The following is a 26,404-nucleotide window of genomic DNA, read 5'->3' as shown; positions in this document are numbered from 1 at the left end:
GTATCCACTTCGCTCGAAAACGCTCCAGACCATTGCCGTCAGACCACAAACCCCTCCTTGAGGGGAACGCGGTCAGGCTGCCGCCCGCTCCATTGCGACCTCGACCTTGAGGCTTTCGAGGTCGCGATAGATCGACGCGACTGCGAGCACGCGCCCGCCGCGCTTGTAGCGGAGCACGCAATCCCTGCCGGCAATGCTGCCATCCACCGCGATCTCGTCCCACTGCTCGGCATGGCCGACATAGTTGATCGGCACGTCGTAATGCTGGCTCCAGAAGAACGGCACCGCGTCGAAGACCTCGCGGTGCCCAAGCATATTCCGCGCGGCGGTCTGGCCCTGGCGCTCAGCCACCACCCAGTGCTCGACCCGGATATTCTCGCCGCTGTGCCGATCGGGCCAGCGCGCGATATCGCCGGCCGCGTAGATGCCGGGAATGCTGGTCTCGAGATAGGCGTCCACTTTCACGCCGCGATCGATTGCGAGCCCAGCCCCTTCCGCCAGCGCCAGCCGCGGCTTCACGCCGACACCGACCACGACGAGATCGGCATCAAGCACGGGCCCGCTCTTCGGGCGGGCGCGCTTGCCGTCGATCGCGGTCACTGTGTCACCGAGGTGGAATACGACGTCATGTTCTTCGTGCAGCGCGCGGACGAAATCGCCCATGTCAGGCCCGAGCACGCGCTCCATCGGCCGCTGTTCCAGCCCGACCACGTGAACCTCGATCTCCCTCGCGCGCAACGAGGCCGCAACCTCGAGCCCGATGAAGCTTGCACCGATCACAACCGCGCGGCGTGCTCCGCTGGCCGAGGCGATGATCGCCCGGCAATCATCGACGGTGCGCAACACATGAACGTGGGGCTGGTCCGCGCCCGGGATCGGCAGCCGTACCGGCTCCGCGCCGGTCGCCAGCAGCAGCCGGTCATACTGAAGCGCTCCGCCGCCGGCGAGCGCGACATTGCGGCGGCCGGTGTCGATCGACTTGACCTCGGTCCTGAGTTTCAAATCGATCGCCGCGTCGGTATAGAAACTGTTCGGCTTCAGCGGCAGCCAGTCTTCCGGTGCGCTGCCGGCAAGGAAGTCCTTTGACAGGTTCGGCCGATCCACCGGCGGCTCGGCCTCGCCGCTCAGCATGACGATGCTGCCGCGATAATCCTGCCGTCGCAGCATCTCGGCAGCGGCAAACCCTGCCGCGCCTCCGCCGACAATCACGATCCTGCCGGGCGCATCGACCGGGCCCTTGACGCGGGGTTTCGGCTGCTCGCGCTTCTCCCGCACGATGATGCGATCGCCCTCTCGCTCGACCTTCCAGACGCCGAGCGCGTTCAGGGCGGGCGGGGCGGTCGCTTCACCGGTGCGAGCATCAAAACAGGCGTGATGCCAGGGGCAATGGACAGTCACGCCCTCCACCAGGCCTTCGGCGAGCGGGCCGTGGTAGTGGCTGCAATGAGCGTCGATGGCGAAGATATCCGCCCCCGAACGCACCAGCAGCACGTCCTCGTCGCCGACATGGCCGAGCAACATCGGGCCCGGGAATTCGGAGAGTGCCACGCCTTGTGTCAAATCCGGACCGGAAGGGGCTTGCTGATCAGCCATGGCCTATCTCCAGTTTATCCAGAACTTCACCCCGATGGCGCCGCTTTCACAGGGCATCGCCCCATTTCGGCAAACCGATATCAGCTTCCCTGCATATAGCGGACCGGGTTCTCCTTATCCGCCTTGAAGATATCGGCGGCCTCGGTGAACAGCGCCGCAACGGCAGACGCCTTCAGATCAACAAACGTCTCAAAGCTGAAATTGTTGCCGCCTGTCCGCAATGCGCCGAGCTGGCCGGCGTAACAGGACACCAGCGGCTTGCCGCCTCGGGTCACCGCGACATAGACGCTGATATAGTTCTTCTGCAGTGCCACCCCGATCACGGGCCACGCTGCCGTCTTGCCGGACTTGATCGCATAGTGAAACTGGCCGTAACCGATCATGCACATGCGCATGCCGGCCTCGCCGGCCGGCGAGCCCGCATGAAAGTGCCGCTTCAGCGCAGGCGCGGCCTTTCGAATCACCGCATGCAGTTGTTCGAGATCCGCGGTCCGGGCGGGATCAAAGGCGAGGTAGGCTTCCAGACTGTCCGCGGCGACACGAAACACCGGAAGCCTCCACTGCTAGCCCGCAAGCGCCGCCTTCACCAGGCCGCTGGCCTTGCCGAAATCCATCTGGCCGGCATACTTCGCCTTCAGCGCCCCGATCACCTTGCCCATGTCCTTGATCCCAGCGGCACCGGTCTCGGCGATGATGGCTGAGATCGCGGCCTTCACGTCGTCGTCGGACATCTGCTTCGGCAGATAGGCAGAGATCACGGCGATCTCCTCGCGCTCCTGGGCGGCGAGCTCGGCGCGGCCGCCCTTGTCGTAGAGCTCGACCGACTCCTGGCGCTGCTTGATCATCTTCTGCAGGACGCTCAGCAGGTCGGCATCGGACAGCGGCGGCTTGCCCTGCCCGCGCGCGTCGATGTCGGCGTTCTTGATGGTCGAATTGACCATGCGCAGCGTGGAGAGCTTGCGCTCGTCCTTCGCCTTCATCGCTTCCTTGACCGCAGTATTGATGTCGTCGCGCAGCATCTCGGTGTCCTTAAACCAGCAATCCCCACATGTAGGCAGTTTGGGACGACTGGACAACTCTTGTTTCGCCGCGTTTTCCTGGCGCGAACCGGCATCCACCCCGCATCAAGTGCGGGGCAGGCTTCGCTCGAAAACGCTTCAGTTCCTGAGCCATTCGACCAGCGCATCGGCGCAGGCCTGCGGCTGCTCCAGTTGCAGAAGATGACCGCAATTGGCGAGCACGACGAGCTTAGCCCCGGGAATCCCGTTGGCCATCTCGTCCGACAGCGCGTTCGGAACGGTGTTGTCGGTGTCCGATGTCAGCACCAGGGTCGGGCACTTGATCCAGGCCATGCTCGGCCGCGAATCCGGCCGGCCGAGCACCGCGTTTTGCTGGCGGATGAAGGCCTCGGCGCCGACATCCTCGCTCATGTCATTTACAATCTGGCGCAGGTTTGCGTCGCCCTGCCGCGATGGATGCACGAAGCCCGGATAGAGCTCGTCGACCACGCTCCGGTATTGGCCGCCCCTCGCCCGCTCGATCATGCCGCGGCGGCGTGCGGTTGCTTCCGGCGTGTCGGCGCGCGCCTGGGTGCTCATCAGCGCCAGTTTGGCGACCCGCTCCGGCGCCTGCCGCATGATCTCGAAGGCGATGTAACCGCCCATCGAGTGCCCGGCGAGCGCGAAGCGCGGCGGCGCCTCGGCCAGGATGCGGCGGGCGATCGCCCCCATATTGTCGTCCCTGACGTGGTTGGCGACCGTGACCGGCCCGAACCGCCACAGCGCCGGGATAACCGGGGCAAAAATCCGCGGCGAGCAGATGAGGCCCGGGACGAGCAGGATCGGCATCGTGTTGTCCATGCGGGGCTCCGGTCCGGGTCATTTTCGGCAAGCAAACGGCCGCTTGCGGGAACTTTAGATTAAAAGGCCGTTCCGGCCTGTCAAATCGACCGGGATTGCCGTGTGAATCCGCGCCGTTTCGCTTTGACGCCGCAGGGTGCGGCGACTATTTAAAGGGCTCATGACAACCCCTGAAAACGCTCCCGCCTGGCCGGACCATAAACCGACCGCGCTCCTTGTGCTCGCCGATGGCACCGTGCTGGAAGGTTTTGGCCTCGGCGCGGAAGGCCACGCCGTTGGCGAAGTCTGCTTCAACACCGCGATGACCGGCTATGAGGAGATCCTCACCGATCCGTCCTATGCCGGCCAGATCATCACCTTCACCTTCCCGCATATCGGCAATGTCGGTACCAACGAGGAAGATATCGAGACGGTGAACATGGCCGCGACGCCGGGTGCGCGCGGCGTGATCCTGCGCTCGGCGATCACGGATCCTTCAAACTACCGCGCAACCCGCCACCTCGACCAGTGGTTGAAGGCCCGCGGCATCATCGGCCTCTCTGGCATCGACACCCGCGCGCTGACCGCGCTGATCCGATCCAAGGGCATGCCCAATGCCGTGATCGCGCACGCCAGGAGCGGCGAGTTCGACCTGCACGGCCTGAAGGAAGAGGCCCGCGAATGGCCCGGCCTCGAGGGCATGGACCTGGTGCCGATGGTCACCTCCGGCCAGCGCTTCACCTGGGATGAGACTCCCTGGGTATGGGGCAAGGGTTTCGGCCAGCAGACCGCGCCGGAATTCAACGTGGTCGCGATCGACTACGGCATCAAGCGCAACATCCTGCGCCTGCTCGCCGGCGTCGGCTGCAAGGTGACCGTGGTGCCGGCGACGACCACAGCCGAGGACATCCTGGCGATGAAGCCGGACGGCGTGTTCCTGTCGAACGGCCCCGGCGATCCGGCCGCGACCGGCAAATATGCGGTACCGGTGATCCAGAAAGTGATCAATTCGGGCACACCGACCTTCGGCATCTGCCTCGGCCATCAGATGCTCGGCCTCGCCGTCGGCGCCAAGACCATGAAGATGCATCAGGGCCATCATGGCGCCAACCACCCGGTCAAGGACGAGACCACCGGCAAGGTCGAGATCACCTCGATGAACCACGGCTTTGCGGTGGACCAGGCGACGCTCCCGAAGGGCACGACCCAGACCCATATCTCGCTGTTCGACGGCTCCAATTGCGGCATCGCGCTCGACGGCAAGCCGGTATTCTCGGTGCAGTACCACCCCGAGGCCTCCCCCGGCCCGCGCGACTCGCACTATCTGTTCCAGCGGTTTGCCGATCTGATGCGGCAGAACAAGCGCGCGGCCTAGACGCGACCTGTCATTGCCGGGCTTGACCCGGCAATCCATCCCTTGAAGAAAGATGGATGCCCGGATCAAGTCCGGGCACGACGGACTGTCATGTGCTCCGAGCACCGACGAGCAACGCGCCTTCGCATCAAATCACGGGAAATGCCGACATGACCGACAGCGCCGCCCCGAAGCCCGAATACGGTGTCTCCTCGATGGAGGTGATGGCGTCGATGTCCGGGCTCGACTTCGTGCGCGGCATCTTCGCCCGCACCCTGCCGGAGCCGCCGATCATGGAGAATGTCGAGCCGTTCGACTGCACCGCCGAGGCCGGCCATGTCGTGATCCACAGCGTGCCGGGCCTGCGCCACTACAACCCGATCGGCTCGGTGCATGGCGGCTACGCCGCGATCCTGCTGGATTCCGCGATGGGGCTCGCGGTGCAGAGCACGCTGCCGAAGGGCTTTGGCTACACCACGCTGGAGTTCAAGATCTCCTTCGTCCGCGGCATGAGCCAGGACACCGGGACGATCCGCACCGAGGGCCAGGTGCTCAATGCCGGCCGCCGCGTCGCAACTGCTGAAGCACGCATTACCGACGACAGGGGCAAGCTGATCGCGCATGCCACGACAACCTGCCTGGTATTCGAACTTCCCAAGAATGGCTGAAGGCAATCGCGTCCTGGCATAAGTTCTTGGCGTAAGGTCTTGGCGCATTGGAGGCATGACGAACAGCGCTGGATTGGCGCCGGCGTTCTGTGATTGAGTTTCCGTCTCCGAGATCAGGCAAACCTGATCCGGCCAGAAAAGGGAAACGCCCGATGATGTCAGCCAGTTCAGACATGACCATCCGCGACATCCGCGTCACGATGCTGCGGCTGCCTTGGGCCGATGATCGCTGGCTGAAGGGCGCAGCGCTGGGCGAGACGCGCGACATTCTGATCTGCGAGGTCGAGACCGCGGGCGGCATCACCGGGATGGGCTATCTGTTCGTGTTCCGCCCGGCGATGAAGTCGATCGCGGCCTGTCTGGACGAGTGCATCATCCCGCGCGTCAAGGGCAAGGACGCCACCGCGATCGAGGCGATCTGGCGCGATCTGTGGACGGCGACGATGACCTATGGCCGCGGCGGCATCGCCGCGATGGCGATGTCGGCGCTCGACATTGCGCTGTGGGATGCGGTGGGGAAACGCGCCGGCCTGCCGCTGCACCGGCTGTGGGGGCATTATCGCTCAGAAATTCCGATCTACGGCTCCGGCTGCTTCCGCGGCGCGGGCGGCGACGGCATGATCGAGAAGGCGTTGCATTTCGTGAAGCAGGGCTACAAGGCGATCAAGATGCAGGTCGCGCATGTTCACACGCCCGCGCAAGACCTCGACAATGTGCGCCGCATGCGCGAGGCGCTCGGGCCCGACATCGACATCATGATCGATGTCAACATGGGCTGGAGCGCCGATGTCGCCATCGAGATGGGACGCAAGTTCGAAAAATACGATATCTACTGGCTCGAGGAGCCGGTGCCGGCGGACGATTTCGCCGGCTATCAGCGTATCGCGGCGGCGCTCGACATGCGCGTCGTCGGTGGCGAGACCCATTTCACGCGCTACGATCTGCGGCCGTTCTTCCTCAATCCCTGCCTGCCGATCCTGCAGCCCGACCCGATGCGTGGCGGCATGACGGACCTGCGCAAGATCGCAGCGCTCGCCGACACCTTCGGCATCACCATCGCGCCGCATCTGTTTCCCGAGCTCAATGTGCACCTGCTGGCCTCGATTCCGAACGGCATCTGGTGCGAGAACATGGCGCTGATCGACGACCTCTGGGTTGATCCGCCGGCGATTGCCAATGGCATGATCACGGCGCCGGAGCGGCCGGGGCACGGGCTCAGATTCAAGGACGAGGTCCTGAAGTTCAAGATCTAGCGGGAACGGTTTCCGGACCGACGGCTTGGTTTGTCCGGAGATCACGGTCCCTCGAAACGGCGGAGAGCCACCATGCCGGTCGTCAGGTCCGATGCCGAACCCCTGACCTTTGTCTTTCAGGACGACGGGCTGGTGCCGAACAATCCGATGCCGTTCCTGGTCTACAGGGGCGCGGTCGACGTCCGCAAAAATCCCGAGGCCACGATCGAGCAGCTGTTCGCCAGCAACGGCTGGGGCGCGATGTGGCGCAACGGCGTCTACGACTTCGCGCATTATCACGCCACCGTGCACGAGGTGCTCGGCGTCGCCCGCGGCAGCGCGCGCGTGCAATTCGGCGGCGCGCACGGGCAGGCGCTGGAGATCGCAGCCGGCGATGTCGCGATCCTGCCGGCCGGCACCGGACATCAATGCCTGGCCTCGAGCGACGATTTCAGCGTGGTCGGCGCCTATCCGCCGGGGCCACCGATGGATCTGCAACGGCCGACGCCGGAGAGCCATGCCAAGGCACTGAAGACGATCCCGCTGGTCGCGATCCCCGCGACCGATCCGGTGATGGGCAAGAGCGGGCCGCTGCTGCGGCTGTGGAAGCGGTAGCTCGCCGGGGACACTCACCCTCCCTTCTCCCCTTGTGGGAGAAGGTGGCTCGCATCGGCAGATGCGAGCCGGATGAGGGGTCTGTATCCGCGGATAGAGACCCCTCACCCGGCTTCATCTCGCTCCGCTCGATTGCGCCACCCTCTCCCACAAGGGGAGAGGGTGAATTCTACGCCGCGTTGCTGCCTTCCTGGCGGCTTGCCTCGAACAGGAACCAGGTGCGCCGCTCGGTTTCGTCGATGAAGGTTTCGAGCAGGCCGGCGGTGCCGGAATCCTCGTGGTCGTCGGCGATCTTGTGCGCCTTGCGCATCGCTACCGCCATGTGCTTGTTGTCCTCCATCAACTCGCGCAGCATCTCGCGCGGCGGCACATAATCCTCGTCATTGTCCTTGACCGTCTGGTGCCTGGCGATGTCGCCGATCGACCTCAACGTCGCGCCGCCGAGCTTGCGTACCCGCTCGGCGAGCTGGTCGGTGGTGGCGAAGATCGCGTCCGACTGCTCGTCCAGCAACAAATGGTAATCATGGAAATGCCGGCCGCTGACGTGCCAGTGGAAATTCTTGGTCTTGAGGTAAAGCGCGAAGGCGTCCGCCAGCAGCGTGTTGAGCGAGGCCGAAATCGTGTCCACCGCAGCCTGCGGCAGGTCGCTCGGCGTCTCGAGATCGGGCGAGATCTTGTCAGTCTTGGCTTTGCTCACGTTGGACCTTCCTGTTAGGAACCGGTACTTCGGCGCATTGAACATTGGCCGCCGGACCGCTAACGCATCATCAGCCCACCCGTTCCTGGGGCCAGGAACCCGTTCTGCCGGATACCAAACGCGATGGATGAATGGATCGATTATTACGATTCCACGCATACGATCTATGCAAGCCGACTGCACCGCGACCTGCATTTCCAGGTCATCGCAAACGACATCGTCGGCTACATCACCTCACCCGACGCGGTGGTGCTGGACTATGCCTGCGGCGAGGCGCTGTCGGCGACCAAGGTCGCCAACGCCTGCGCCCGGCTCTATCTGGCGGAGCCGGCGCCCGGCGTCCGCGGGCGCCTGGTCGCGCGTTTCGCGCACGACACCAGGATCCGCGTTCGCTCGCTCGATGATCTGAAGAACATGGAAGCGGATTCGATCGACCTCGTGGTGATGAACTCGGTGGCGCAATACATGACGCCGCAGGAGCTCGACAACGCATTCGACGTGATCCACCGCCTGCTGAAACCGACGGGCCGCTTCGTGCTCGGCGACATCCTGCGGCCTGAGGTCGGCATGCCCACGGACGTCGTGGCGCTGCTGCGCTTCGCGGCGACCCACGGCTTCCTGCGCGATGCTTTGATCGGGCTAGCTTCAACCGCACTGTCTGATTACCGGCAGTTGCGCACCAAGATCGGGCTGCAGCGCTACCGCGAGGACGAGATGATCGCGAAGCTCGGCGCCGCGGGGTTCAGCGCAACGCGCGCGCCGCGCAACATCGGACACAATCCGTGGCGGATGACGTTCGTGGCGCACCACTGATCAAGGGTTGCACAAAATATTAACCTTAACCAAAGGTAAACGTGGCCGACCCTGAAATAATCGGCAATGATCCTCTCGGCCCGGTGGCGGAAGCGTCGACGCGGCAGTGGTGCAACACTGTTTATCCTGGTTCAAATCCAGGCCGGGCCTCCACGCTTCGCCCTGACGGGCTACGCGTGGCGCAGCCACGCTGGACCGGCGGGGCAAAGCCGGGCCTCGGCAAGCCCTCCTCGCATCCCGAGCCTTCCCAACCGCCCCCATCCAATGAGGAATTTCCCCCAGAATCGCGGTTGATTGGGCGTTTTTGGGGGTTTCGCGGGTGCGGAAACTGGTCTAAAGACCACCCGCGCGCGAGGGATCGCGCTTCCTGCGCTACAAGATGTAGCGCATGGCCCGAGGGACGCGCGACCAGCGCGCCCTTTTTTTGTGCCCAAAATCCAGTCCGCGAGAGCTGATGCCCAAAAGAACCGACATCTCCACCATCCTGATCATCGGCGCCGGTCCCATCGTGATCGGCCAGGCCTGCGAATTCGACTATTCCGGCACGCAGGCGGTGAAGGCTCTGAAGGAGGAGGGTTACCGCGTCGTCCTCGTCAATTCCAATCCGGCCACCATCATGACCGATCCGGAACTGGCGGACGCCACCTATATCGAACCGATCACACCCGAAATCGTCGGCAAGATCATCGAAAAGGAACGCCACGTCATTCCCGGCGGCTTCGCGCTGCTGCCGACCATGGGCGGCCAGACCGCATTGAACTGTGCGCTGAGCCTGCGCCGCCAGGGCACGCTTGAAAAATTCGACGTCGAGATGATCGGCGCAACCGCCGATGCGATCGACAAGGCCGAGGACCGCCAGCTGTTCCGCGAGGCCATGACCAAGATCGGGCTGGAGACGCCAAAATCGCGGCTCGCCAACGCCTCGGCGCTGAAGAAGTCCTACCGCGACAAATACCACGCCGAGCGGGAGAAACTGTCCGGCGAGGCGCTGGAAGAACTCGAGCGACAGTGGACGCTTGGCGAGAACGACCGCCGCAAACGCTATCAGGAGCACGCGTTCGGCGAGGCGCTGATGGCGCTGTCGGAGATCGGCTTGCCCGCGATCATCCGCCCCTCTTTCACGATGGGCGGCACCGGCGGCGGCATTGCCTACAACAAGGAAGAGTTCCTCGACATCATCGAGCGCGGCCTCGACGCCTCGCCGACCAACGAGGTGCTGATCGAGGAAAGCGTGCTCGGCTGGAAAGAGTACGAGATGGAGGTGGTGCGCGATAAAAAGGACAATTGCATCATCATCTGCTCGATCGAGAATTTCGATCCGATGGGCGTGCATACTGGCGATTCCATCACCATCGCGCCGGCCCTGACGTTGACCGACAAGGAATACCAGGTCATGCGCGACGCCTCGCTGGCGGTGCTGCGCGAGATCGGGGTCGAGACCGGCGGTTCGAACGTGCAATTCGGCATCAACCCCGTCGACGGCCGGATGGTCGTGATCGAGATGAATCCGCGCGTGTCGCGCTCGTCGGCGCTGGCTTCGAAAGCCACCGGATTCCCGATCGCCAAGGTCGCGGCCAAGCTCGCGGTCGGCTACACGCTCGACGAAATCGCCAACGACATCACCGGCGGCGCCACCCCCGCCTCGTTCGAGCCGACCATCGATTACGTCGTCACAAAAATTCCGCGCTTTGCGTTCGAGAAATTCCCCGGCGCCTCCTCCACGCTGACCACATCGATGAAGTCGGTCGGCGAGGTGATGGCGATCGGCCGCACCTTCCAGGAAAGCCTGCAGAAGGCCCTGCGCGGGCTCGAGACCGGCCTGACCGGCCTCGACGAAATCGAGATCGACGGGCTCGGCCGCGGCGACGACAAGAACGCGATCCGCGCAGCGCTGGGCACGCCGACGCCGAACCGCATCCTGCAGGTCGCGCAGGCGATGCGGCTCGGCTGGACCGACGAGGAGATCTTCAACTCCTGCAAGATCGACCCCTGGTTCCTCGCGGAGATGCGCACCATCGTCGAGATGGAGGACAAGGTCCGCCGCAACGGCCTGCCGGCGAACGCTTTCGCGATGCGGATGCTGAAGGCGATGGGCTTTTCCGATGCGCGGCTCGCCGTGCTCACGCAGACCATCGAAGCCGACGTCACCGCCAAGCGCCACGCGCTCGGGGTGCGCCCGGTGTTCAAGCGCATCGACACCTGCGCGGCGGAGTTCGCTTCGCCGACCGCCTACATGTATTCGACCTATGAGCGGCCGTTCGCGGGCGAGCTTGCCGACGAGAGCGCGCCGTCGGACCGCAAGAAGGTGATCATTCTCGGCGGCGGGCCGAACCGCATCGGCCAGGGCATCGAGTTCGACTATTGCTGCTGCCATGCCTGCTTCGCGCTCGAGGACGCCGGCTACGAGACCATCATGGTCAACTGCAATCCGGAGACGGTGTCGACCGACTACGATACCGCCAATCGGCTCTATTTCGAGCCGCTCACCGGCGAAGACGTGCTCGAGATCATCGCGACCGAGCGCAAGAACGGCACGCTGCATGGCGTGATCGTGCAGTTCGGCGGCCAGACCCCGCTGAAGCTTGCCCGGGCGCTGGAAGCCGCCGAAGTGCCAATCCTCGGCACCTCGCCTGACGCGATCGACCTCGCCGAGGACCGCGACCGCTTCAAGCGCGTGCTCGACAAGCTGCGTCTCAAGCAGCCGAAGAACGGCATCGCGTATTCGGTCGAGCAGGCCCGCCTGGTGGCCGCCGATCTCGACCTGCCGCTGGTGGTGCGTCCGTCCTACGTGCTCGGCGGCCGCGCGATGCAGATCATCCGCGAGGAGACTCAGCTCAACGACTACCTGCTGGGAACGCTGCCTGAGCTCGTGCCCGCCGACGTCAAGGCGCGCTACCCGAACGACAAGACCGGGCAGATCAACACCGTGCTCGGCAAGAACCCGCTGCTGTTCGACCGCTATCTGTCGGATGCGACCGAAGTCGACGTCGACTGCCTCTCCGACGGCAAGGACACCTTCATCGTCGGCATCATGGAGCATATCGAGGAAGCCGGCATCCACTCCGGCGATTCAGCGTGCTCGCTGCCGCCGCATTCGCTCGACGCCAAGACCATCGAGGAGCTGGAGCGGCAGACCCGCGAGCTCGCGCTCGGCCTCGACGTGGTCGGGCTGATGAACGTGCAATACGCCATCAAGGACGGCGATATCTACGTGCTCGAAGTCAACCCGCGCGCATCCCGCACCGTGCCGTTCGTCGCCAAGGTGATCGGCATGCCGGTCGCCAAGATCGCGGCGCGGATCATGGCCGGCGAAAAGCTCGCCGACTTCAAGCTGAAGAAGAAGAAGCTCGGCCATGTCGGCGTGAAGGAATCGGTATTCCCGTTCGCGCGTTTCCCGGGCGTCGACACCGTGCTCGGACCGGAGATGCGCTCGACCGGCGAGGTGATGGGCATCGACCGCTCCTTCGAGGTCGCATTCGCAAAGAGCCAGCTCGGCGGCGGCACCCGCGTGCCGCGCCAAGGCACGGTGTTTGTTTCTGTGCGTGGCGACGACAAGATGCGGATCGCGGATGCGGTGCGGCTGCTGCACTCGCTCGGCTTCAAGGTGATGGCAACCTCGGGCACGCAGCGCTACCTCAGCGACCACGGCGTGCCGACGGAAAAGGTGAACAAGGTGCTCGAAGGCCGGCCGCACATCGTCGACGCCATCACCAATGGCGACGTCCAGCTGGTCTTCAATACCACCGAAGGTCCGCAGGCGCTGGCCGACAGCCGTTCGCTGCGTCGGGCTGCCCTCTTGCATAAAGTGCCATATTACACCACTCTTTCGGGTGCGGTGGCGGCCGCACGGGGGATCCGGGCCTATCGGGACGGGGACCTTGAGGTCCGCACGCTTCAGAGTTACTTTTCCGAAAGCTGACCGCTGCCCGGGCTGAAGGCTTGACGCGGTCAATTGGCCGAATGGCTGGAACTCACCGCGCGAATGGATGTTGTCACGGCCCTTAGCGGGGCCGAATATCACTGGGCTTCCGGGCGCGTTGGCGCCCTGATTCCTGCGTTAGCTGAACTGGATATTCGTGCACGCCGCCGGGTGCGCACGATGAAGGACCAAGATGATGGATAAGGTTCCGATGACCGCGGGTGGATACGCCGCGCTGACGGACGAGTTGAAGCATCGCCAATCGGTGGATCGTCCGCGCATCATCGAACACATCGCGGAGGCGCGCTCGCACGGCGATCTCTCCGAGAACGCCGAGTATCACGCGGCGAAGGAAGAGCAGTCGCACAACGAGGGCCGCATCGCCGAGCTCGAGGATAAGCTCGCGCGCGCCGACATCATCGACATTTCGAAACTGTCAGGCGACACCATTAAGTTCGGTGCGACCGTGACGCTGATCGATGAGGACACCGAGAAGAAAGCGGTGTGGCAACTGGTCGGCGAGGTCGAGGCCGACGCCAAGAAGGGCCGCATCTCCATCACCTCGCCGCTCGCGCGCGCGCTGATCGGCAAGAAGAAGGGCGCCACCGTCGAGGTGATGGCGCCCGGTGGCGCCAAGGCCTACGAGATCACCAAGGTCGAATGGCGATAGTTACTCTCAAGTAACTTGTGCGAAAAAGGCCGCGTATCGCACGCGGCCCTTTTTGCTGCACGGTCTGTCAACCCTTCACCGCTCTGACAGGATTGTGAGTTGTCAAATCTGCTTAACTTGTTAATAGCTCCGCCCCGGAATGATTATATAGCATAACTATCCGGGGACAGCATACATGATCAGCACTCTCGTCGGGCGGTATTCGCCCAGCCTTCTAAGCATCCTTCGTATCTTCACCGGCCTCAGCCTGCTCCAGCACGGCACCGCGAAGATTCTCGGCTTTCCCACCGTTCCGAATTTCGCCAATGTTCAGATCGGCTCGCTGACGGGCATCGGCGGATTGATCGAACTCATCGGCGGCGTCCTGTTCGTGATTGGCCTGTTCACCCGGCCGGTGGCCTTCATCCTCTCGGGCTTCACCGCCGTCGCCTACTTCATGGCGCATGCGGGCAAGAGCTTCTATCCGATCCTGAACGGGGGCGAACTCGCCGCGGTCTACTGTTTCGTCTTCCTCTATTTCGTGTTCGCCGGCCCCGGACCCTTGAGCCTGGACGCGATCCGCGAGGGTAAGACCGCCTAGGGCTCCAGCAAGGAACCGCACGCAAGGCGTGACAGCGCCGTTTCATTCTCCATAATGCGCGCTCGCAACGGCGCGCGTTTTCTTTTGGAGAGCAACATGGACCTGGATCGCCTCGGCGCAATCGCTCAGCCCTATCTGCTGAGCCTCTTTCGCTTCATCACCGGGCTGCTGCTCTTGCAGTTCGGCGTCGCCAAGCTGTTCAAGTTTCCGCACGTCGAGATGTTCGCCGAGGTGACGCCGTTCTCGCTGTTCGGCGTCGCCGGCATGTTCGAACTGGTGCTCGGCGGAATGCTGACGCTGGGCCTGTTGACCCGGATCGTTGCCTTCATCCTCTCGGGCGAGATGGCCTTTGCATATTTCATCGAGCACGCGCCGGTAAGCTTCTTTCCGCTGCTCAACAATGGCACACTTGCGATCCTGTTCTGCTTCGCCTGCCTGTATCTCGCGACCTCGGGCCCAGGTCCGATCAGCGTCGACGCCGCGATGGGCAGGAAGTGACAACGCTGAGATCCGTCCCGCTCAGCCGGGACGGATTCTTCGCGGCGGCGCCATACGACCGACAGCGGCAATCCCGTCGAACAATGAAGGAATAAGCCAGGAGAGCCTGAGGAGGCTGTCCAAGCGCGATGGGAGCAACCCGAGGAGCGTTGCAAGATGGGCAGGGCCCCGGGGCCGATCTTCAAACCGGCCCAGACAGCGCCTGAACATCCTTGACCGAGAAAGCTAACGATCCGACGCGAGTTGCACCGTCTGGCGCCCGTCGTTCATGTCTTTCAACTGGTTTACGTAGTCCTCAGGCTTCTGCAAATGAAATGGAGTCTTCAAGCCCATGAAGCTGGCTATGCGACCAATAAAAGCCGTGCAATTGGTCGTTTCCGCGTTCCAGAGGGGCGAGGTCGCCTGAAGATGCTTGATGTACGCAAAGACCTTCTTCGCGTCGGCCTCACTTAAGTACACGCGATAGCTGGCCAACAAATACTGCACGTCAAGGTCGCCGTAACTTGCCCCCGTCTCAGAGGGCACCCAGGTCAGATGTCCCAGCATATAGGGCAGAACGTCGCCCGCCGGGTGCAGCCCGGCGACTTCGACCATCTTCTCGCTTGTCTTGCCGTACCAAACGAACGCATGCCCGTAAGAGGCAGCGGTTCGGGCACGAAAGTCCACGTAGTACGGCCCTTTGGCCGCAGACCTTCGAACCGGTTTCGCGTCTGCTCCAGAAACAGAAGCACCCGGTCCGGCAACGGCCGCCGCCACAGCCGACCTTGACGATGGCTTGCGCGGCTTGTCCTGCTGCAGCGGGGCTTGATCCGTTTGCGCAGCCAATTGCTGCGCATGACTGATGCCGACCTCCAAAGTCACGGAAGCCGCAACGACACCGATTCCGGCGAGCAGCCGCAGGCCGGTCTGTGTCCGCTTCGATTTTGGCACCTTCAGACCCTCACAAGGGCAAGACATCCCCCAGACAGCGCCGTCCGCAAAAACTGCAGGAATGCGCTGCCCGGGCGATCCTCGGATTAACCCTTGGTTACGATCGGGGCCGGAGCCTTGCCGACCGGGTACTTGCCGACCGGGTACTTGCCGACCGGGTACTTGCCGACCGGGTACTTGCCGACCGGGTACTTGCCGATTGGCGCCTTGCCAATCGGAGCCTGTTCAGCGACCGGCTGCGGGCGGGGGAGGTCAGCTGCGCTGGCAGCAGCCACGAAACCAAACGTTGCAACTCCAGCAACCAGAAACTTCAGCATCGTCATCTCCGAGGTGGAAAACTTGAGTGTGAACACCATACCCTCTGACGGGTGCGGTGTAATTAACGCTGTGCCGAAGGTTGTGGTCGTGCGGTCGTTTCTTTGCCGGATGTGGCAAAATCGACACGGATGATTGCTTGGCCTCGGTATCTGAATGCAGATTCGGGCAAGACCCGACCTGGTACAGCCGGCTTAGAACAACCTCGGCATAATGCGCCCGGTCCGGGCCATATACTGGCGATACTCGTTGCCGAACGTTTCCAGCATCATCTGCTCTTCTCTGGCAACACGGCCGAAAAACAGCACGCCAAATCCGATCAGGCCGGCAAAACCGGCTACCAAATTCGGCAACAGCAATGCCTGGGCGACAGCCCAAAGCCAGAATGCGGAATACATGGGGTGCCGGATCTTTCGATAGATCCCGGTTGTGATCAGGTGATGATTTTCCCGCACGTCGAGGCTTAACGACCAGTTTCGACCGAGAGCGCGATGGGTTAGCCGGAACATGACCAGCGCTGCGATCGCCACGACAACGCCCAGCCAGGCTTGAGCTGGCTGGAAGTCGTACGATGCGAAATGAGGTATGGCCGTTGCCACATAGATGAACGGCACAATGCCAAGACCCGTGAGCGATATCAGCAGCAGGGCGTTCTCGCGAGCGCCGCGGGCGCTCCGCACGACCTTTTCACGGCGAGCACGACGTGCGTATCTGTAGCGGATCAGATACCAACCAACCGCCATCATCACGAACACGAACTTGGCAATGCCAGGCGTCATCGTGGGCCAAGGGCTCGTTTCGCTGGCGCGCCATCCTTGCCGACCATCGAAACGGCGCCGTCCTTAGCGAGCGTCTGAGATTTGACTGAAACAGATCCACTGACCAACATGAAGCAATCATACAGGGCTTGCAGGTCGTTGCCACCGATAAGTTGACAGTGCGCCGGGTAGAATCCAAGGCGGACGCGTTGCCGGGTTCGCTCTTTTGGGACGGTTGACCCAACGCGGTGGGCGGCAGTGGTCGTGTCAGCTCTATCTATCTCGCCTGCGGCGAAGCCACGATGGCTCTCCGGTCTATCATCGCCAACACGCGCGGGAGTAACCGCGACGCAATGAAAGCATGGCCGTCAGCCGTGAGGTGGATGAAGTCAAAAGCGTAATACTGCGGAGGAATTTCTTCGTCATACACGATCACTTTGATGGCGCGATCACGCAATCGCCGCTCCATCGCCGCGATATTGGCCGCCCGCTGCTCTTTCGTAACAAGGAAACGCCTGTCATTGCCCCCGGGCTGCAGGATGACGATGTCGGTTCCCCTTGGCACATCGCTATCAATGCGCTTGAGCATGCCGACCGTTGTATCAAATGGAACGCCGGCATTGATGACGTTCGCACTGACGCCCTTCTCTCTCAGCAGGACCTCTAACTTGGCTGGGTAAGCGCCCTGCTTCCCGACGTACCACCCTTGCGTGTTGCTTGCGCCGACCGCCACGACACGAATCGGCTTTGTAAAGCCGGCGCACACGATCGCCAGGATACACATGGCTATGGCAATCGAGACTTTCCTGAACGTCATCACCAGTTGCCTCACCGGCTGAAGTGCTAAAGGAGGATATACACCGACACCGGGTTTCAGGAGAGGTGCGACGTCCAGCCCCGCTCGTTGCGTCGAACAGCGCCTTCAAACTGCCTTTCGGACATCATGCTAGGAATTGGAGGAAGCTCCGGTTGCAGGCAAAGGACTCTGGTGTAGCCGCGGGCGGGCGGATCCGATCGCCCTGATCTTTCGTATGACCATGCTATGCAGCGCCGCGCTTTTGTCGATGTTGAAGTGACTGACGTTTGCATCACGAACATAAAAGTTTGTAAGCTCGCCACGGAAGCCGGGGCCGCGGCTTATTCGGACGCCTTCATTCTTGTACAAATTCAGAACCCGCGCGACATTCGCCGTCGCCACGTGAGGCGATGTTCCGTCGAATGGCACAACCAAGGCGACCGGCACTCCCATTTGGCCAAGGTACTCCGCCATCGACATCACGGCATCCGCACCAAGAGAGTGCCCGACCAGTATGATAGGCCCACGCTGGCCCGCTCGATATTTTGCGACGATGTCGTCGGCAACGCTTCTCCACTGAGTGTGATTGGCGACAGCCGCGGCGATGCCAGCCGCTCGCAACTGGGCGGCAAGGCCGTCCATGCCCAAGGAAAAGACGTTCAATAACCCGCGGAACAAATAGACGTGCGCCGTGGAAGAATGCAGTCGAGCGGGCGAACCGGTCGATCTCATTGCAACGGTTATTGCAGGACTCGCCTGAGCCGCGCCGTTCAAATGCAAGCTGCTCGCAAAAAGAACCGTCAAGACGGCGCATACCAGCGCCGCGCTGTAACGCAATCTCTCCATTTCTGGATTCCCCGCCAACCTCAAGTCCAGCGGCATTAAATCAGACTTTGGAATCGGACAATCAAGAAACCATTGCTGGAAACGTGTCGAGGCACGCCAATTGGCTGGCTGTCACGGATTTGCCACACCGAAAGAAGCGATCAAGCGACGACCGTTCGTCACCACCCGGCGGTCACTTGGCTCTCATTCTGGAGCCGTCAGCCGCATTTTTTTCAGTCAAGGCCAATCTCCATGGTGCACCAAGCAGATCGAGTGGTAAATTCGTAAGCCTAGATCCACATGATCCATGTCAAGTTCACCTGGGATTTCAGGATCAGCGTCGTAAGATTTCCCGGTAAACTATCGATCCGTTTGCAGATTCGAGTTGCTGGATGATTCAACGACGGCACGTCTTCCACATTGGTGGTTACGATCCAATCACTCCAGAAGAGCAGGTTGAACGCTTGCGCCGCTCGCTGTCGAGCTTCGAAAAGATTTGGGGCGCTTCTTCACGGCTGTCGGAAATCTCGAACGCATCTGCAGTCAATGCTTCATGCAACCTGGAAGCATGGGGACCGAACTGGAAGACCTGCATCACCTTCGAGATGCTCCGCTGGGACGATCTCATCCGGCGCGATTCCGGAGTCGGGATGGTACCTCGGCTGGTTCAGTCCACGGTCGCGCTGTTCGACTTCATCTTGACCGGAACAGTATTCAGATATGCGATCGCAAGCTGGAAATACGCTCTCTTCTTCCTCTTTCCATATTGCTGTTTGCTGTTGATTGCACTTTTCAGCGCCGGGCTCTCCTATCTGGTGGTCAGGCCGATACCCGCTACATTCTGGGTAGAGCAGTTGCTGCTTGGCATTTTTCTATCACTTGCCATCTTCATCAGCGCGGTCCTCTGGATTGGACCCAAGCGTCGGATAAATCACATTCTCGACGACGCTATTTTTTCCCACCAGTTTCTTTACGGGCAAAGAAGCGAAGTTGATGAACGACTCAACGATTTTGCGGCCGTGATATCAAGAAAAGCTCGGGCCGCAGACGTTGATGAAATTCTGATTGTTGGCCATTCCCTCGGCGCTGCGCTCTCGATAGCGGCGGTCGCGCGCGCGCTAAAGTTGGATCCTCTGCTTGAAACGCGAGGACCGAAGTTGTGCATTCTCACTATAGGCGCCACTATTCCCAAATTCTCGTTGCATCCGATGGGCAACCAAATACGGGAAGCGGCACAACTTGTAGCTGGAACGCCTGCCATCGGCTGGGTCGAATACCAGGCGCGAGATGACGCAATCAGTTTCTATCGCTTCGACCCCGTCACGCTGAAACGTATCGGTCGAGGCCATTCAGAAGGGCGCCCAAAGATTCGGCGCGTCCAAATACATTCAATGGTGGATCCGATCCGCTTCAGACGTCATCGATTCAACTTTATGCAGATGCACTATCAGTTCTTGATGGGAAACGACCGGCGCTCGGTCTACGACTACTGCGTGATTACTTGCGGCCCGCTCGAGTTCAACGTCGCGACTTCACCGTCCGGGGCTGTTGAACTATTCGAGGCAAACGGTTCGGTGATGACAGCCCGAAATTGAGTAGACTCTTCGCTCCAGCCAACGCATCGCCCCGAAATGACGCGCCACGGCGCTAACCCGCCGCCTTCAGTCCCAGCGGCACCGCGGCTTCGTATTTCGAGTTGTGCAGAACGAGCGAGGTCCTGACGTTGCGCACATGCGGTGCGGCCGTCAGATGCGTGACGAAATCCTGGAACGTCGCCATGTCGGGGGCGACGCATTTGAGGATGAAATCAACCTCGCCCGACAGCATCCAGCATTCCCGCACCAACGGCTCGGCGCGCACGAAATTCTCGAAGGCGCGCAGATCGGCATCGGCCTGGCTCGACAGATGCACCGAGGCGAACACCGTGACGTCGTAGCCGAGGCGGCGCGGATCGAGCAGACCGCGATATCCCTGGATGTAGCCTTCCTCCTCCAGCGCCCGGACCCTGCGCAGGCAGGGCGGCGGCGAGATACCGACGCGTTTGGCCAGTTCCACGTTGGTGATTCGACCATCAGCCTGGATCTCGGCGAGGATTTTGAGGTCGATCTCGTCAAGGTTCTTCGACACGCGACTACAGTTCCCCTGGGGTTTGGAAGGCTTGGCAGGTCTGCCGGCAACTCTCATAGCGCAGCCAGCCCACCTTGCGCAATTTTATTGCGCGTGCAGCGCAGGATTTCGCGATTGTGACCTTCAGTTCCGGGGAAAAATCGCTGCCATGGATTGCAAATCTTGCATAGCTTCCCAGATATCCTAGACTTGGATTTGACACTTTTGGCGCCGCCGTGACCGTTTCCGGGGCGCTTCCCGCACAAGTCCTTGATCAAAATCCCCAAAAGAGAGGGATCTCACAATGCCCGCGCCTACCCATGCCAAGGTCGTCATCATCGGGTCCGGCCCCGCCGGTTACACCGCAGCGATCTACGCGGCGCGCGCGATGCTCGAACCGATCCTGATCCAGGGCATTCAGCCGGGCGGGCAGCTCGTCATCACCACCGATGTCGAAAACTATCCGGGCTTCGCCGATGTGATCCAGGGCCCTTGGCTGATGGAGCAGATGGAGAAGCAGGCAGCCCATGTCGGCACCAAGATCGTCACCGACCTCGTCACCAAGCTGGAGCTCGGCCAGCGGCCGTTCCGCCTGACCTGCGACTCCGGCGACGTCTATCTCGCCGAGACCGTCGTCCTCGCCACCGGCGCCCAGGCGCGCTGGCTCGGGCTTCCCTCGGAAGAGAAATTTCAGGGCGGCGGCGTGTCGGCCTGCGCGACCTGCGACGGCTTCTTCTACCGTAACAAGGAAGTCGTGGTGGTCGGCGGCGGCAACACCGCGGTCGAGGAGGCGCTGTACCTGACCAATCACGCCACGAAGGTCACCATCGTGCATCGCCGCAACCAGTTCCGCGCCGAGCGCATCCTGCAGGAGCGGCTGTTCAAGCATCCCAAGATCAAGGTGGTGTGGGACTCCGCGATCGACGAGATCTGCGGTTCGGAGAATCCGAGCAAGGTCACCCATGTGCGGTTGAAGAACGTCAAGACCGGCGCGCTGACCGACCTCAAGACCGACGGCGTCTTCGTCGCGATCGGCCATGCGCCGGCGACCGAGCTCGTCAAAGGCCAGATCAGGCTGAAACCGTCGGGCTATGTCGAGGTGGCGCCGAACTCCACGGCGACCTCGGTGCCCGGCCTGTTCGCCGCGGGCGACGTGGCGGACGAAACCTTCCGGCAGGCGGTCACCGCCGCCGGCCTCGGCTGCATGGCAGCGCTCGAGGCGGAACGCTTCCTGGCTCTTCGCGCGAGCGATCGCGCAGCGGCGGAATAATCATGGCACGATCTCGCGACGGATTTACAGATATGGATTGGGACAAGCTGAAGGTCTTTCACGCAGCGGCTGAGGCTGGCAGCTTCACGCATGCCGGCGAACAGCTCGGCCTGTCGCAATCGGCGGTCTCCCGCCAGGTCAGCGCGCTGGAGCAGGAGCTCTCGGTTTCGCTGTTTCACCGCCATGCCCGCGGCCTGATCCTCACCGAACAGGGCGACCTGTTGTTCCGCACCGCGCATGACGTGTTCATGCAGTTGCAGGCGGCCCGCGCCAAGCTCACCGACAGCCGCGAGCGGCCGAGCGGCGACCTCAAGATCACCACGCCGCCCGCGCTCGGCATCAACTGGCTGATCCCGCGGCTCGACGAGTTCGTTGCGCTCTATCCGGACATCCGGATTTCGCTGATCGTCACCGACGAGGATCTCGACCTGTCGATGCGCGAGGCTGATGTCGCGATCCGCACCCGCAAGCCGACCCAGCCCGACCTGATCCAGCGCAAGCTGTTCTCGATCGGCTTCCATGCCTATTGCTCGCCGGAATACATCAAGCGCTTCGGTACGCCGCGGACGCTGGATGATCTCGACTCGCACCGCATCATCATGCTCGGCGACTCGCAGGTGCCGCCGCATCTGCAGAACCGCAGCTGGCTGATCGATGCCGGCCGCAACGGCTCCGGTCCGCGCGAGCCCTATTTCAAGGTCAACAACATCCTGGGCCTTGTGCGCGCCTGCCAGCAGGGCCTCGGCATCGCCGCGCTGCCGGACTATCTGGTCGAACAGAACAATCTCGTGCAGCTGTTCGGCGAGTCCGACTCGATCGCGCTCGACACCTACTTCGTTTATCCGGAAGAGCTGAAGACGGTGGCCCGGGTGCAGGTGTTCCGCGACTTCGTGGTCAGCAAGGCGCAGCGCTGGCCGTCCTGATTAAGCCGCCCTTATGGGCTGGGTTATGGATTTTCCGCGCTGCCCCAAGAGGCCCCTGAATCTCCGCATGACTGACATGCGACCTGGATAGTTGCTGCAGGGCGCCGATGGGGATCATATTGCTTACACGCTGAGCGGTCGCGTCGCGCATATGTCCCCCTCCTCCAGTGGCGCGGAAGTTCAGTAATCCCTCTTGGAAGGTGATTGTGTCGGCCTCACGTGGCCAATACCTTAAGCCGGGCTCTCTCGAGCCCGGCTTTTTTTCATCGCCGTATCTTTTCATCGCTATGTCACGCTCAGACCTGCCGCACGCCCCGATCAGCGCGTGCATTGACAACAACCTCGCAGCGCAGCATCATTATCCCATGATCACGACTTTGTGCGCCGTTCTGTCGTCGAAAAAAGTTCCCCTCCCGGGGACACGAGATCGCGCGCGATAAGATCACCTTCGCATTCAAACCGATCCCGAACCCCGCCGCCTGGACGGGGTTTTTTGTTGGTCCCGTCTCCGGCTTTGCCCCCTTAGGAGATGGAACATGACTGACTTACACCTGCAATTGCAGGGCCTCTGGCTGCCCCTGATCACGCCGTTCCGCGACGGCGAGCTCGACGTCACCTCGCTGCGCCGCCTCGTGCGGCACTACGCCAGCGGCCCGGTCGACGGCTTCATCCTCGGCGCAACGTCCGGTGAAGGCATGGCGCTCAGCACCGATGAACTCGAGGGGTTAGTGAGCGTCGTGCTCGCCGAGCTCAGTGCCAGCTCCCGCCATCTGCCGGTCGTTCTCGGGCTCTCCGGCGCCTCGACCGCCCGGATGAAGCATGTGCTGGATGACACCGCCGACTGGCCGATCAACGGCTATCTGATCGCGAGCCCGTACTACACGCGACCGTCGCAACGCGGGCTCGTGCAGCACTTCAACGCGCTTGCCGATCATGCGGCATGGCCCATCGTGCTCTACAACATTCCCTATCGCACGGCGGTGAACCTGACCAACGAGACGCTGCTGACGCTCGCCGAACATCCGAACATCGCCGGCATGAAGGATTGCTGCGCTGACCGCGCGCAGTCGATCGACTTCCTCAGCCGGCGGCCGGCGGGCTTCCGCGTGCTGACCGGCGAGGATGCACAGACATTCGATGCGCTCTCCGACGGGGCCGACGGCGCGATCCTGCTGTCCGCACATTTGGAAACAAACATTTTCGCTTCGATCCGCACGTTGTTGAAGCAGGGCCAGCGCGACGCGGCACTGACCGCCTGGCAGAGCGTCGTCGGCCTGACCCGGCTGTTGTTCGCCGAGCCGAGCCCCGCGCCGGCGAAGCACTGGCTGTGGCGGCAGGGGCTGATCGACAGCCCCGAGGTGCGGCTGCCGATGGTGGAGGTGAGCGAGGATCTCGCGACCTGGCTCGATGCGGAGATCGAGCGGCGCGCACAGCTTCTGCTGCAGCCAGCGTAAATACCGTAGCCTGGATGCAGCGAAGCGTAATCCGGTGTCCTCACCACTTGGTGAGATCGGCCCCGGATTTCGCTGCGCTTCATCCGGGCTACCGATCTCGTCGACTCAATCCAGCTTCACGCGTGACAGCCGCAGCGCGTTGCCGATCACGCTGACCGAGGACAGCGCCATCGCTGCGGCGGCGACGATCGGCGACAGCAGGATGCCGAACAGCGGATATAGCACGCCGGCCGCGATCGGCACGCCGGCGGCGTTGTAGACGAAGGCAAACGCCAGGTTCTGGCGGATGTTGCGCATGGTCCCGACCGACAATCGCCGCGCGCGGACGAGACCCATCAGATCTCCGGTGAGCAGCGTGATGCCGGCGCTCTCGATCGCGACATCGGTACCGCTACCCATCGCGATGCCGACATCGGCGGCGGCCAGCGCCGGCGCGTCATTGACGCCGTCGCCCGCCATCGCGACGACACGGCCCTCGCCGCGCAGCCGCTGCACGACCTCGCTCTTGCGCTCCGGCAGGACGCCGGCCTCGATTTCGTCGATGCCAAGCGTCTTCGCCACCGCGCGCGCGGTGGTCTCATTGTCGCCGGTCAGCATCACGATGCGCAGGCCCCCGGCGCGCAGCGCCTGCAGCGCGTTGGCTGCCGACGCCTTGACCGGATCGGCAATCGCGATCGCGCCGGCGATGCGGCCATCGACCGCGACATAGATCGCAGTGGCGCCGTCCCGGCGCGCGGCCTCGGCGGCCTGATCCAGCGCCGACGTTGCGATCTTCAGGTCGCCCATCAGCATGGCGTTGCCGAGGGCAACCTGCCTGCCCTCAACGGTGCCGGTCGCGCCCTTGCCGGAGAGCGAGGCGAAGTTGCTCACGGTAACGGAAGCCAGCCTGCGCTCCGTCGCCGCCGAGATGATCGCCTGCGCCAGCGGATGCTCGCTGCCCTGCTCGACGCCGGCGGCAAGGCGCAGCAGATCGTTCTCGTCGAACCCCTCGGCGGCAATGATCCGCACGACCTTCGGCTTGCCCTCGGTGAGCGTGCCGGTCTTGTCGACGACCAGCGTGTCGACCGCCTCCATCCGCTCCAACGCCTGCGCGTCGCGGATCAGGATGCCGGAATGCGCGCCACGGCCGACGCCGACCATGATTGACATCGGCGTTGCCAGCCCGAGCGCACAGGGGCAGGCGATGATCAGCACGGTGACGGCGGCGACCAGCGCAAAGGTCAGGCGCGGCTCCGGACCGAACATCGTCCAGGCGATGAAGGCGAGCACAGCTGTGGCGATCACCGCCGGCACGAACCAGCCGGCGACGCGATCGGCGAGCCGCTGGATCGGTGCGCGCGAGCGCTGCGCCTTCGCCACCATGTCGACGATGCGCGACAGCATGGTGTCGCGGCCGATCTTCTCGGCACGCATCACGAGGCCGCCGCTCTGGTTGACGGTGCCGCCGATCACGCTCTCACCCTCGGCCTTCGTGACCGGCATCGATTCACCCGTCACCATGGATTCGTCGATCACCGCGTTGCCCTCGATGACGACGCCGTCGACCGGAACCTTCTCGCCCGGGCGCACGCGCAGGCGATCGCCGACCTTGATCGCATCGATGTCGATGTCCTCATCGCCGTGATCGGTGACGCGCCGCGCGGTCTTGGGAGCAAGGCCGAGCAGCGCGCGGATCGCGCCCGAGGTCTGGGCGCGGGCGCGCAATTCCAACACCTGGCCGAGCAGCACCAGCACCGTGATCACGGCCGCCGCCTCGAAATACACCGCGACCGCGCCGTGCATGCCGCGGAAGGCGGGCGGGAACAGCTGCGGCGCCAGCGTCGCAACCACGCTGTAGACATAGGCGACGCCGACACCCATCGCGATCAGCGTGAACATGTTGAGATTGCGCGTGACCAGCGACTGCCAGCCGCGCACGAAGAACGGCGCGCCGGCCCACAGCACGACCGGCGTCGCGAGCACGAAGGAGATCCAGTTCGACCAGTCCTGCGGCACCAGATGTCCCAGCCCGAGATGGCTGCCCATCTCGAGCACGAACACGGGCAGCGTCAGTGCCAGCGCGATCCAGAACCGCCTCGTCATGTCGATCAATTCGGGATCCGGCCCGTCGTCGAGCGAAATCTGCTCGGGCTCGAGCGCCATGCCGCAGATCGGGCAGGAGCCGGGGCCGACCTGACGCACCTCGGGGTGCATCGGGCAGGTGTAGATCGTACCCGCGGGCGCCGGCGGCTCCGGCTCGCGCGGCTTCAGGAATTTCTCCGGCTCGGCCTCGAAGCGTTCGCGGCAGCGGCCGCTGCAAAACAGATACTCCTCGCCCTTGTAGCTGAAGCGTTGCTTGGCGGTCGCCGGGTTGACCTTCATGCCGCAAACCGGATCGATCGCGGACGCCGTCTCGGCCGGCGCGGCGTCGTGATCATGCTTGCCGCCGCAGCAGGAATGCGCGGCCGCGCCATGATGGTGGTGATCCGCGTGCGAATGGTCATGCTCTGCGTGTGCCACGAGACTCTTCCCGGCCGGTATCCCGGCCTCTTGATTAATATACCCTAGGGG

The 26,404-nt window shown here is 62.9% G+C and carries 25 protein-coding genes and 1 tRNA gene; 14 read left to right on the top strand and 12 right to left on the bottom strand.

The window, feature by feature from the left end; genetic code table 11:
* Window positions 1-72: 72 nt before the first annotated feature.
* The 4 genes from K359_RS0126385 to K359_RS0126370 all read right to left on the bottom strand — a co-directional run bounded on the left by K359_RS0126385 (window position 73) and on the right by K359_RS0126370 (window position 3,452).
* On the bottom strand, window positions 73-1,593 hold the full coding sequence (locus tag K359_RS0126385) for an FAD-dependent oxidoreductase (RefSeq protein WP_029082002.1): 1,521 nt from the start codon (window positions 1,591-1,593) through the stop codon (window positions 73-75).
* An 80-nt stretch (window positions 1,594-1,673) separates the two neighbouring features.
* On the bottom strand, window positions 1,674-2,141 hold the full coding sequence (locus K359_RS0126380; protein ID WP_029082001.1) for a hypothetical protein: 468 nt from the start codon (window positions 2,139-2,141) through the stop codon (window positions 1,674-1,676).
* Between the two features lie 15 nt (window positions 2,142-2,156).
* Window positions 2,157-2,612 (bottom strand): GatB/YqeY domain-containing protein, encoded by a 456-nt coding sequence (locus K359_RS0126375; RefSeq protein ID WP_029082000.1) that lies wholly within the window; start codon window positions 2,610-2,612, stop codon window positions 2,157-2,159.
* A 138-nt stretch (window positions 2,613-2,750) separates the two neighbouring features.
* Window positions 2,751-3,452: an alpha/beta fold hydrolase gene (locus K359_RS0126370; RefSeq protein WP_029081999.1), complete on the bottom strand. Its 702-nt coding sequence runs from the start codon at window positions 3,450-3,452 to the stop codon at window positions 2,751-2,753.
* Window positions 3,453-3,612: 160 nt separating this feature from the next.
* On the opposite strand from K359_RS0126370, the gene carA reads away from it, so the two are divergent.
* The 4 genes from carA (at window position 3,613) to K359_RS0126350 (ending at window position 7,300) form a co-directional block, all read left to right on the top strand.
* Window positions 3,613-4,806, top strand: coding sequence for a glutamine-hydrolyzing carbamoyl-phosphate synthase small subunit (gene carA, locus K359_RS0126365; RefSeq protein WP_029081998.1), 1,194 nt, complete (start codon window positions 3,613-3,615; stop codon window positions 4,804-4,806).
* A gap of 149 nt (window positions 4,807-4,955) precedes the next feature.
* Window positions 4,956-5,453, top strand: coding sequence for a PaaI family thioesterase (locus K359_RS0126360; RefSeq protein WP_029081997.1), 498 nt, complete (start codon window positions 4,956-4,958; stop codon window positions 5,451-5,453).
* Between the two features lie 152 nt (window positions 5,454-5,605).
* Complete coding sequence (locus K359_RS0126355) at window positions 5,606-6,706, top strand: mandelate racemase/muconate lactonizing enzyme family protein (protein ID WP_084518517.1); 1,101 nt, start codon at window positions 5,606-5,608, stop codon at window positions 6,704-6,706.
* 72 nt (window positions 6,707-6,778) lie between these two features.
* Window positions 6,779-7,300: a cupin domain-containing protein gene (locus K359_RS0126350; protein ID WP_029081995.1), complete on the top strand. Its 522-nt coding sequence runs from the start codon at window positions 6,779-6,781 to the stop codon at window positions 7,298-7,300.
* A 169-nt stretch (window positions 7,301-7,469) separates the two neighbouring features.
* Here K359_RS0126350 and K359_RS0126345 read toward each other — a convergent pair whose 3' ends face one another.
* On the bottom strand, window positions 7,470-7,997 hold the full coding sequence (locus tag K359_RS0126345) for a Dps family protein (RefSeq protein ID WP_029081994.1): 528 nt from the start codon (window positions 7,995-7,997) through the stop codon (window positions 7,470-7,472).
* Between the two features lie 123 nt (window positions 7,998-8,120).
* Between K359_RS0126345 and K359_RS0126340 the strand changes: the two genes are divergently transcribed.
* From K359_RS0126340 to K359_RS0126315, 6 genes are all read left to right on the top strand, one after another.
* Window positions 8,121-8,810 (top strand): class I SAM-dependent methyltransferase, encoded by a 690-nt coding sequence (locus tag K359_RS0126340; RefSeq protein ID WP_029081993.1) that lies wholly within the window; start codon window positions 8,121-8,123, stop codon window positions 8,808-8,810.
* Window positions 8,811-8,887: 77 nt separating this feature from the next.
* A tRNA-OTHER gene (locus K359_RS0126335) sits at window positions 8,888-8,963 on the top strand.
* Window positions 8,964-9,264: 301 nt separating this feature from the next.
* The gene (gene carB / locus K359_RS0126330) at window positions 9,265-12,729 is read left to right on the top strand and encodes a carbamoyl-phosphate synthase large subunit (RefSeq protein ID WP_029081992.1); all 3,465 of its coding nucleotides are present in this window, start codon (window positions 9,265-9,267) and stop codon (window positions 12,727-12,729) included.
* A 196-nt stretch (window positions 12,730-12,925) separates the two neighbouring features.
* Entirely contained in the window at window positions 12,926-13,399 is a 474-nt protein-coding gene (gene greA / locus K359_RS0126325; RefSeq protein ID WP_156928677.1) for a transcription elongation factor GreA, read from the top strand.
* A 175-nt stretch (window positions 13,400-13,574) separates the two neighbouring features.
* Window positions 13,575-13,979 carry a DoxX family protein gene (locus K359_RS0126320; RefSeq protein WP_029081990.1) on the top strand — a complete coding sequence of 135 codons (405 nt, stop codon included), beginning with the start codon at window positions 13,575-13,577 and terminating at the stop codon, window positions 13,977-13,979.
* Window positions 13,980-14,075: 96 nt separating this feature from the next.
* Window positions 14,076-14,477 (top strand): DoxX family protein, encoded by a 402-nt coding sequence (locus K359_RS0126315; RefSeq protein WP_371261186.1) that lies wholly within the window; start codon window positions 14,076-14,078, stop codon window positions 14,475-14,477.
* Between the two features lie 225 nt (window positions 14,478-14,702).
* On the opposite strand, the gene K359_RS0126310 is transcribed toward K359_RS0126315, so the two are convergent.
* From K359_RS0126310 to K359_RS53075, 5 genes are all read right to left on the bottom strand, one after another.
* Window positions 14,703-15,407 (bottom strand): hypothetical protein, encoded by a 705-nt coding sequence (locus K359_RS0126310; protein ID WP_035977171.1) that lies wholly within the window; start codon window positions 15,405-15,407, stop codon window positions 14,703-14,705.
* An 86-nt stretch (window positions 15,408-15,493) separates the two neighbouring features.
* Window positions 15,494-15,724, bottom strand: a complete 231-nt coding sequence (locus K359_RS0126305) for a hypothetical protein (protein ID WP_051346431.1) — start codon at window positions 15,722-15,724, stop codon at window positions 15,494-15,496.
* Window positions 15,725-15,916: 192 nt separating this feature from the next.
* The gene (locus K359_RS0126300) at window positions 15,917-16,501 is read right to left on the bottom strand and encodes a protein-S-isoprenylcysteine O-methyltransferase (RefSeq protein ID WP_029081986.1); all 585 of its coding nucleotides are present in this window, start codon (window positions 16,499-16,501) and stop codon (window positions 15,917-15,919) included.
* Between the two features lie 256 nt (window positions 16,502-16,757).
* Window positions 16,758-17,297 (bottom strand): GDSL-type esterase/lipase family protein, encoded by a 540-nt coding sequence (locus K359_RS0126295; RefSeq protein WP_029081985.1) that lies wholly within the window; start codon window positions 17,295-17,297, stop codon window positions 16,758-16,760.
* Window positions 17,298-17,426: 129 nt separating this feature from the next.
* Window positions 17,427-18,122, bottom strand: a complete 696-nt coding sequence (locus K359_RS53075; protein ID WP_165127766.1) for a thioesterase domain-containing protein — start codon at window positions 18,120-18,122, stop codon at window positions 17,427-17,429.
* 371 nt (window positions 18,123-18,493) lie between these two features.
* Here K359_RS53075 and K359_RS53070 point away from each other — a divergent pair, with 371 nt between their 5' ends.
* Entirely contained in the window at window positions 18,494-19,696 is a 1,203-nt protein-coding gene (locus tag K359_RS53070; RefSeq protein WP_051346422.1) for an alpha/beta hydrolase, read from the top strand.
* A 52-nt stretch (window positions 19,697-19,748) separates the two neighbouring features.
* Here K359_RS53070 and K359_RS0126280 read toward each other — a convergent pair whose 3' ends face one another.
* Window positions 19,749-20,228, bottom strand: coding sequence for an Lrp/AsnC family transcriptional regulator (locus K359_RS0126280; RefSeq protein WP_029081984.1), 480 nt, complete (start codon window positions 20,226-20,228; stop codon window positions 19,749-19,751).
* Window positions 20,229-20,511: 283 nt separating this feature from the next.
* Here K359_RS0126280 and trxB point away from each other — a divergent pair, with 283 nt between their 5' ends.
* The 3 genes from trxB to K359_RS0126260 all read left to right on the top strand — a co-directional run bounded on the left by trxB (window position 20,512) and on the right by K359_RS0126260 (window position 23,854).
* On the top strand, window positions 20,512-21,477 hold the full coding sequence (trxB, locus tag K359_RS0126275) for a thioredoxin-disulfide reductase (RefSeq protein WP_029081983.1): 966 nt from the start codon (window positions 20,512-20,514) through the stop codon (window positions 21,475-21,477).
* Between the two features lie 2 nt (window positions 21,478-21,479).
* Window positions 21,480-22,400: a LysR family transcriptional regulator gene (locus K359_RS0126270; protein WP_029081982.1), complete on the top strand. Its 921-nt coding sequence runs from the start codon at window positions 21,480-21,482 to the stop codon at window positions 22,398-22,400.
* Window positions 22,401-22,936: 536 nt separating this feature from the next.
* Window positions 22,937-23,854, top strand: a complete 918-nt coding sequence (locus K359_RS0126260; RefSeq protein ID WP_029081980.1) for a 4-hydroxy-tetrahydrodipicolinate synthase — start codon at window positions 22,937-22,939, stop codon at window positions 23,852-23,854.
* A gap of 105 nt (window positions 23,855-23,959) precedes the next feature.
* Here K359_RS0126260 and K359_RS0126255 read toward each other — a convergent pair whose 3' ends face one another.
* Window positions 23,960-26,353: a heavy metal translocating P-type ATPase gene (locus K359_RS0126255; protein ID WP_029081979.1), complete on the bottom strand. Its 2,394-nt coding sequence runs from the start codon at window positions 26,351-26,353 to the stop codon at window positions 23,960-23,962.
* Window positions 26,354-26,404 lie beyond the last annotated feature (51 nt).

The sequence above is a fragment of the Bradyrhizobium sp. th-b2 genome (assembly GCF_000426785.1).
In the GTDB taxonomy this organism is placed as follows: Bacteria; Pseudomonadota; Alphaproteobacteria; order Rhizobiales; family Xanthobacteraceae; genus Bradyrhizobium; species Bradyrhizobium septentrionale.
The sequence above is the reverse complement of the archived record's forward strand: the minus strand, read 5'-3'. Positions and strand labels throughout refer to the sequence as shown.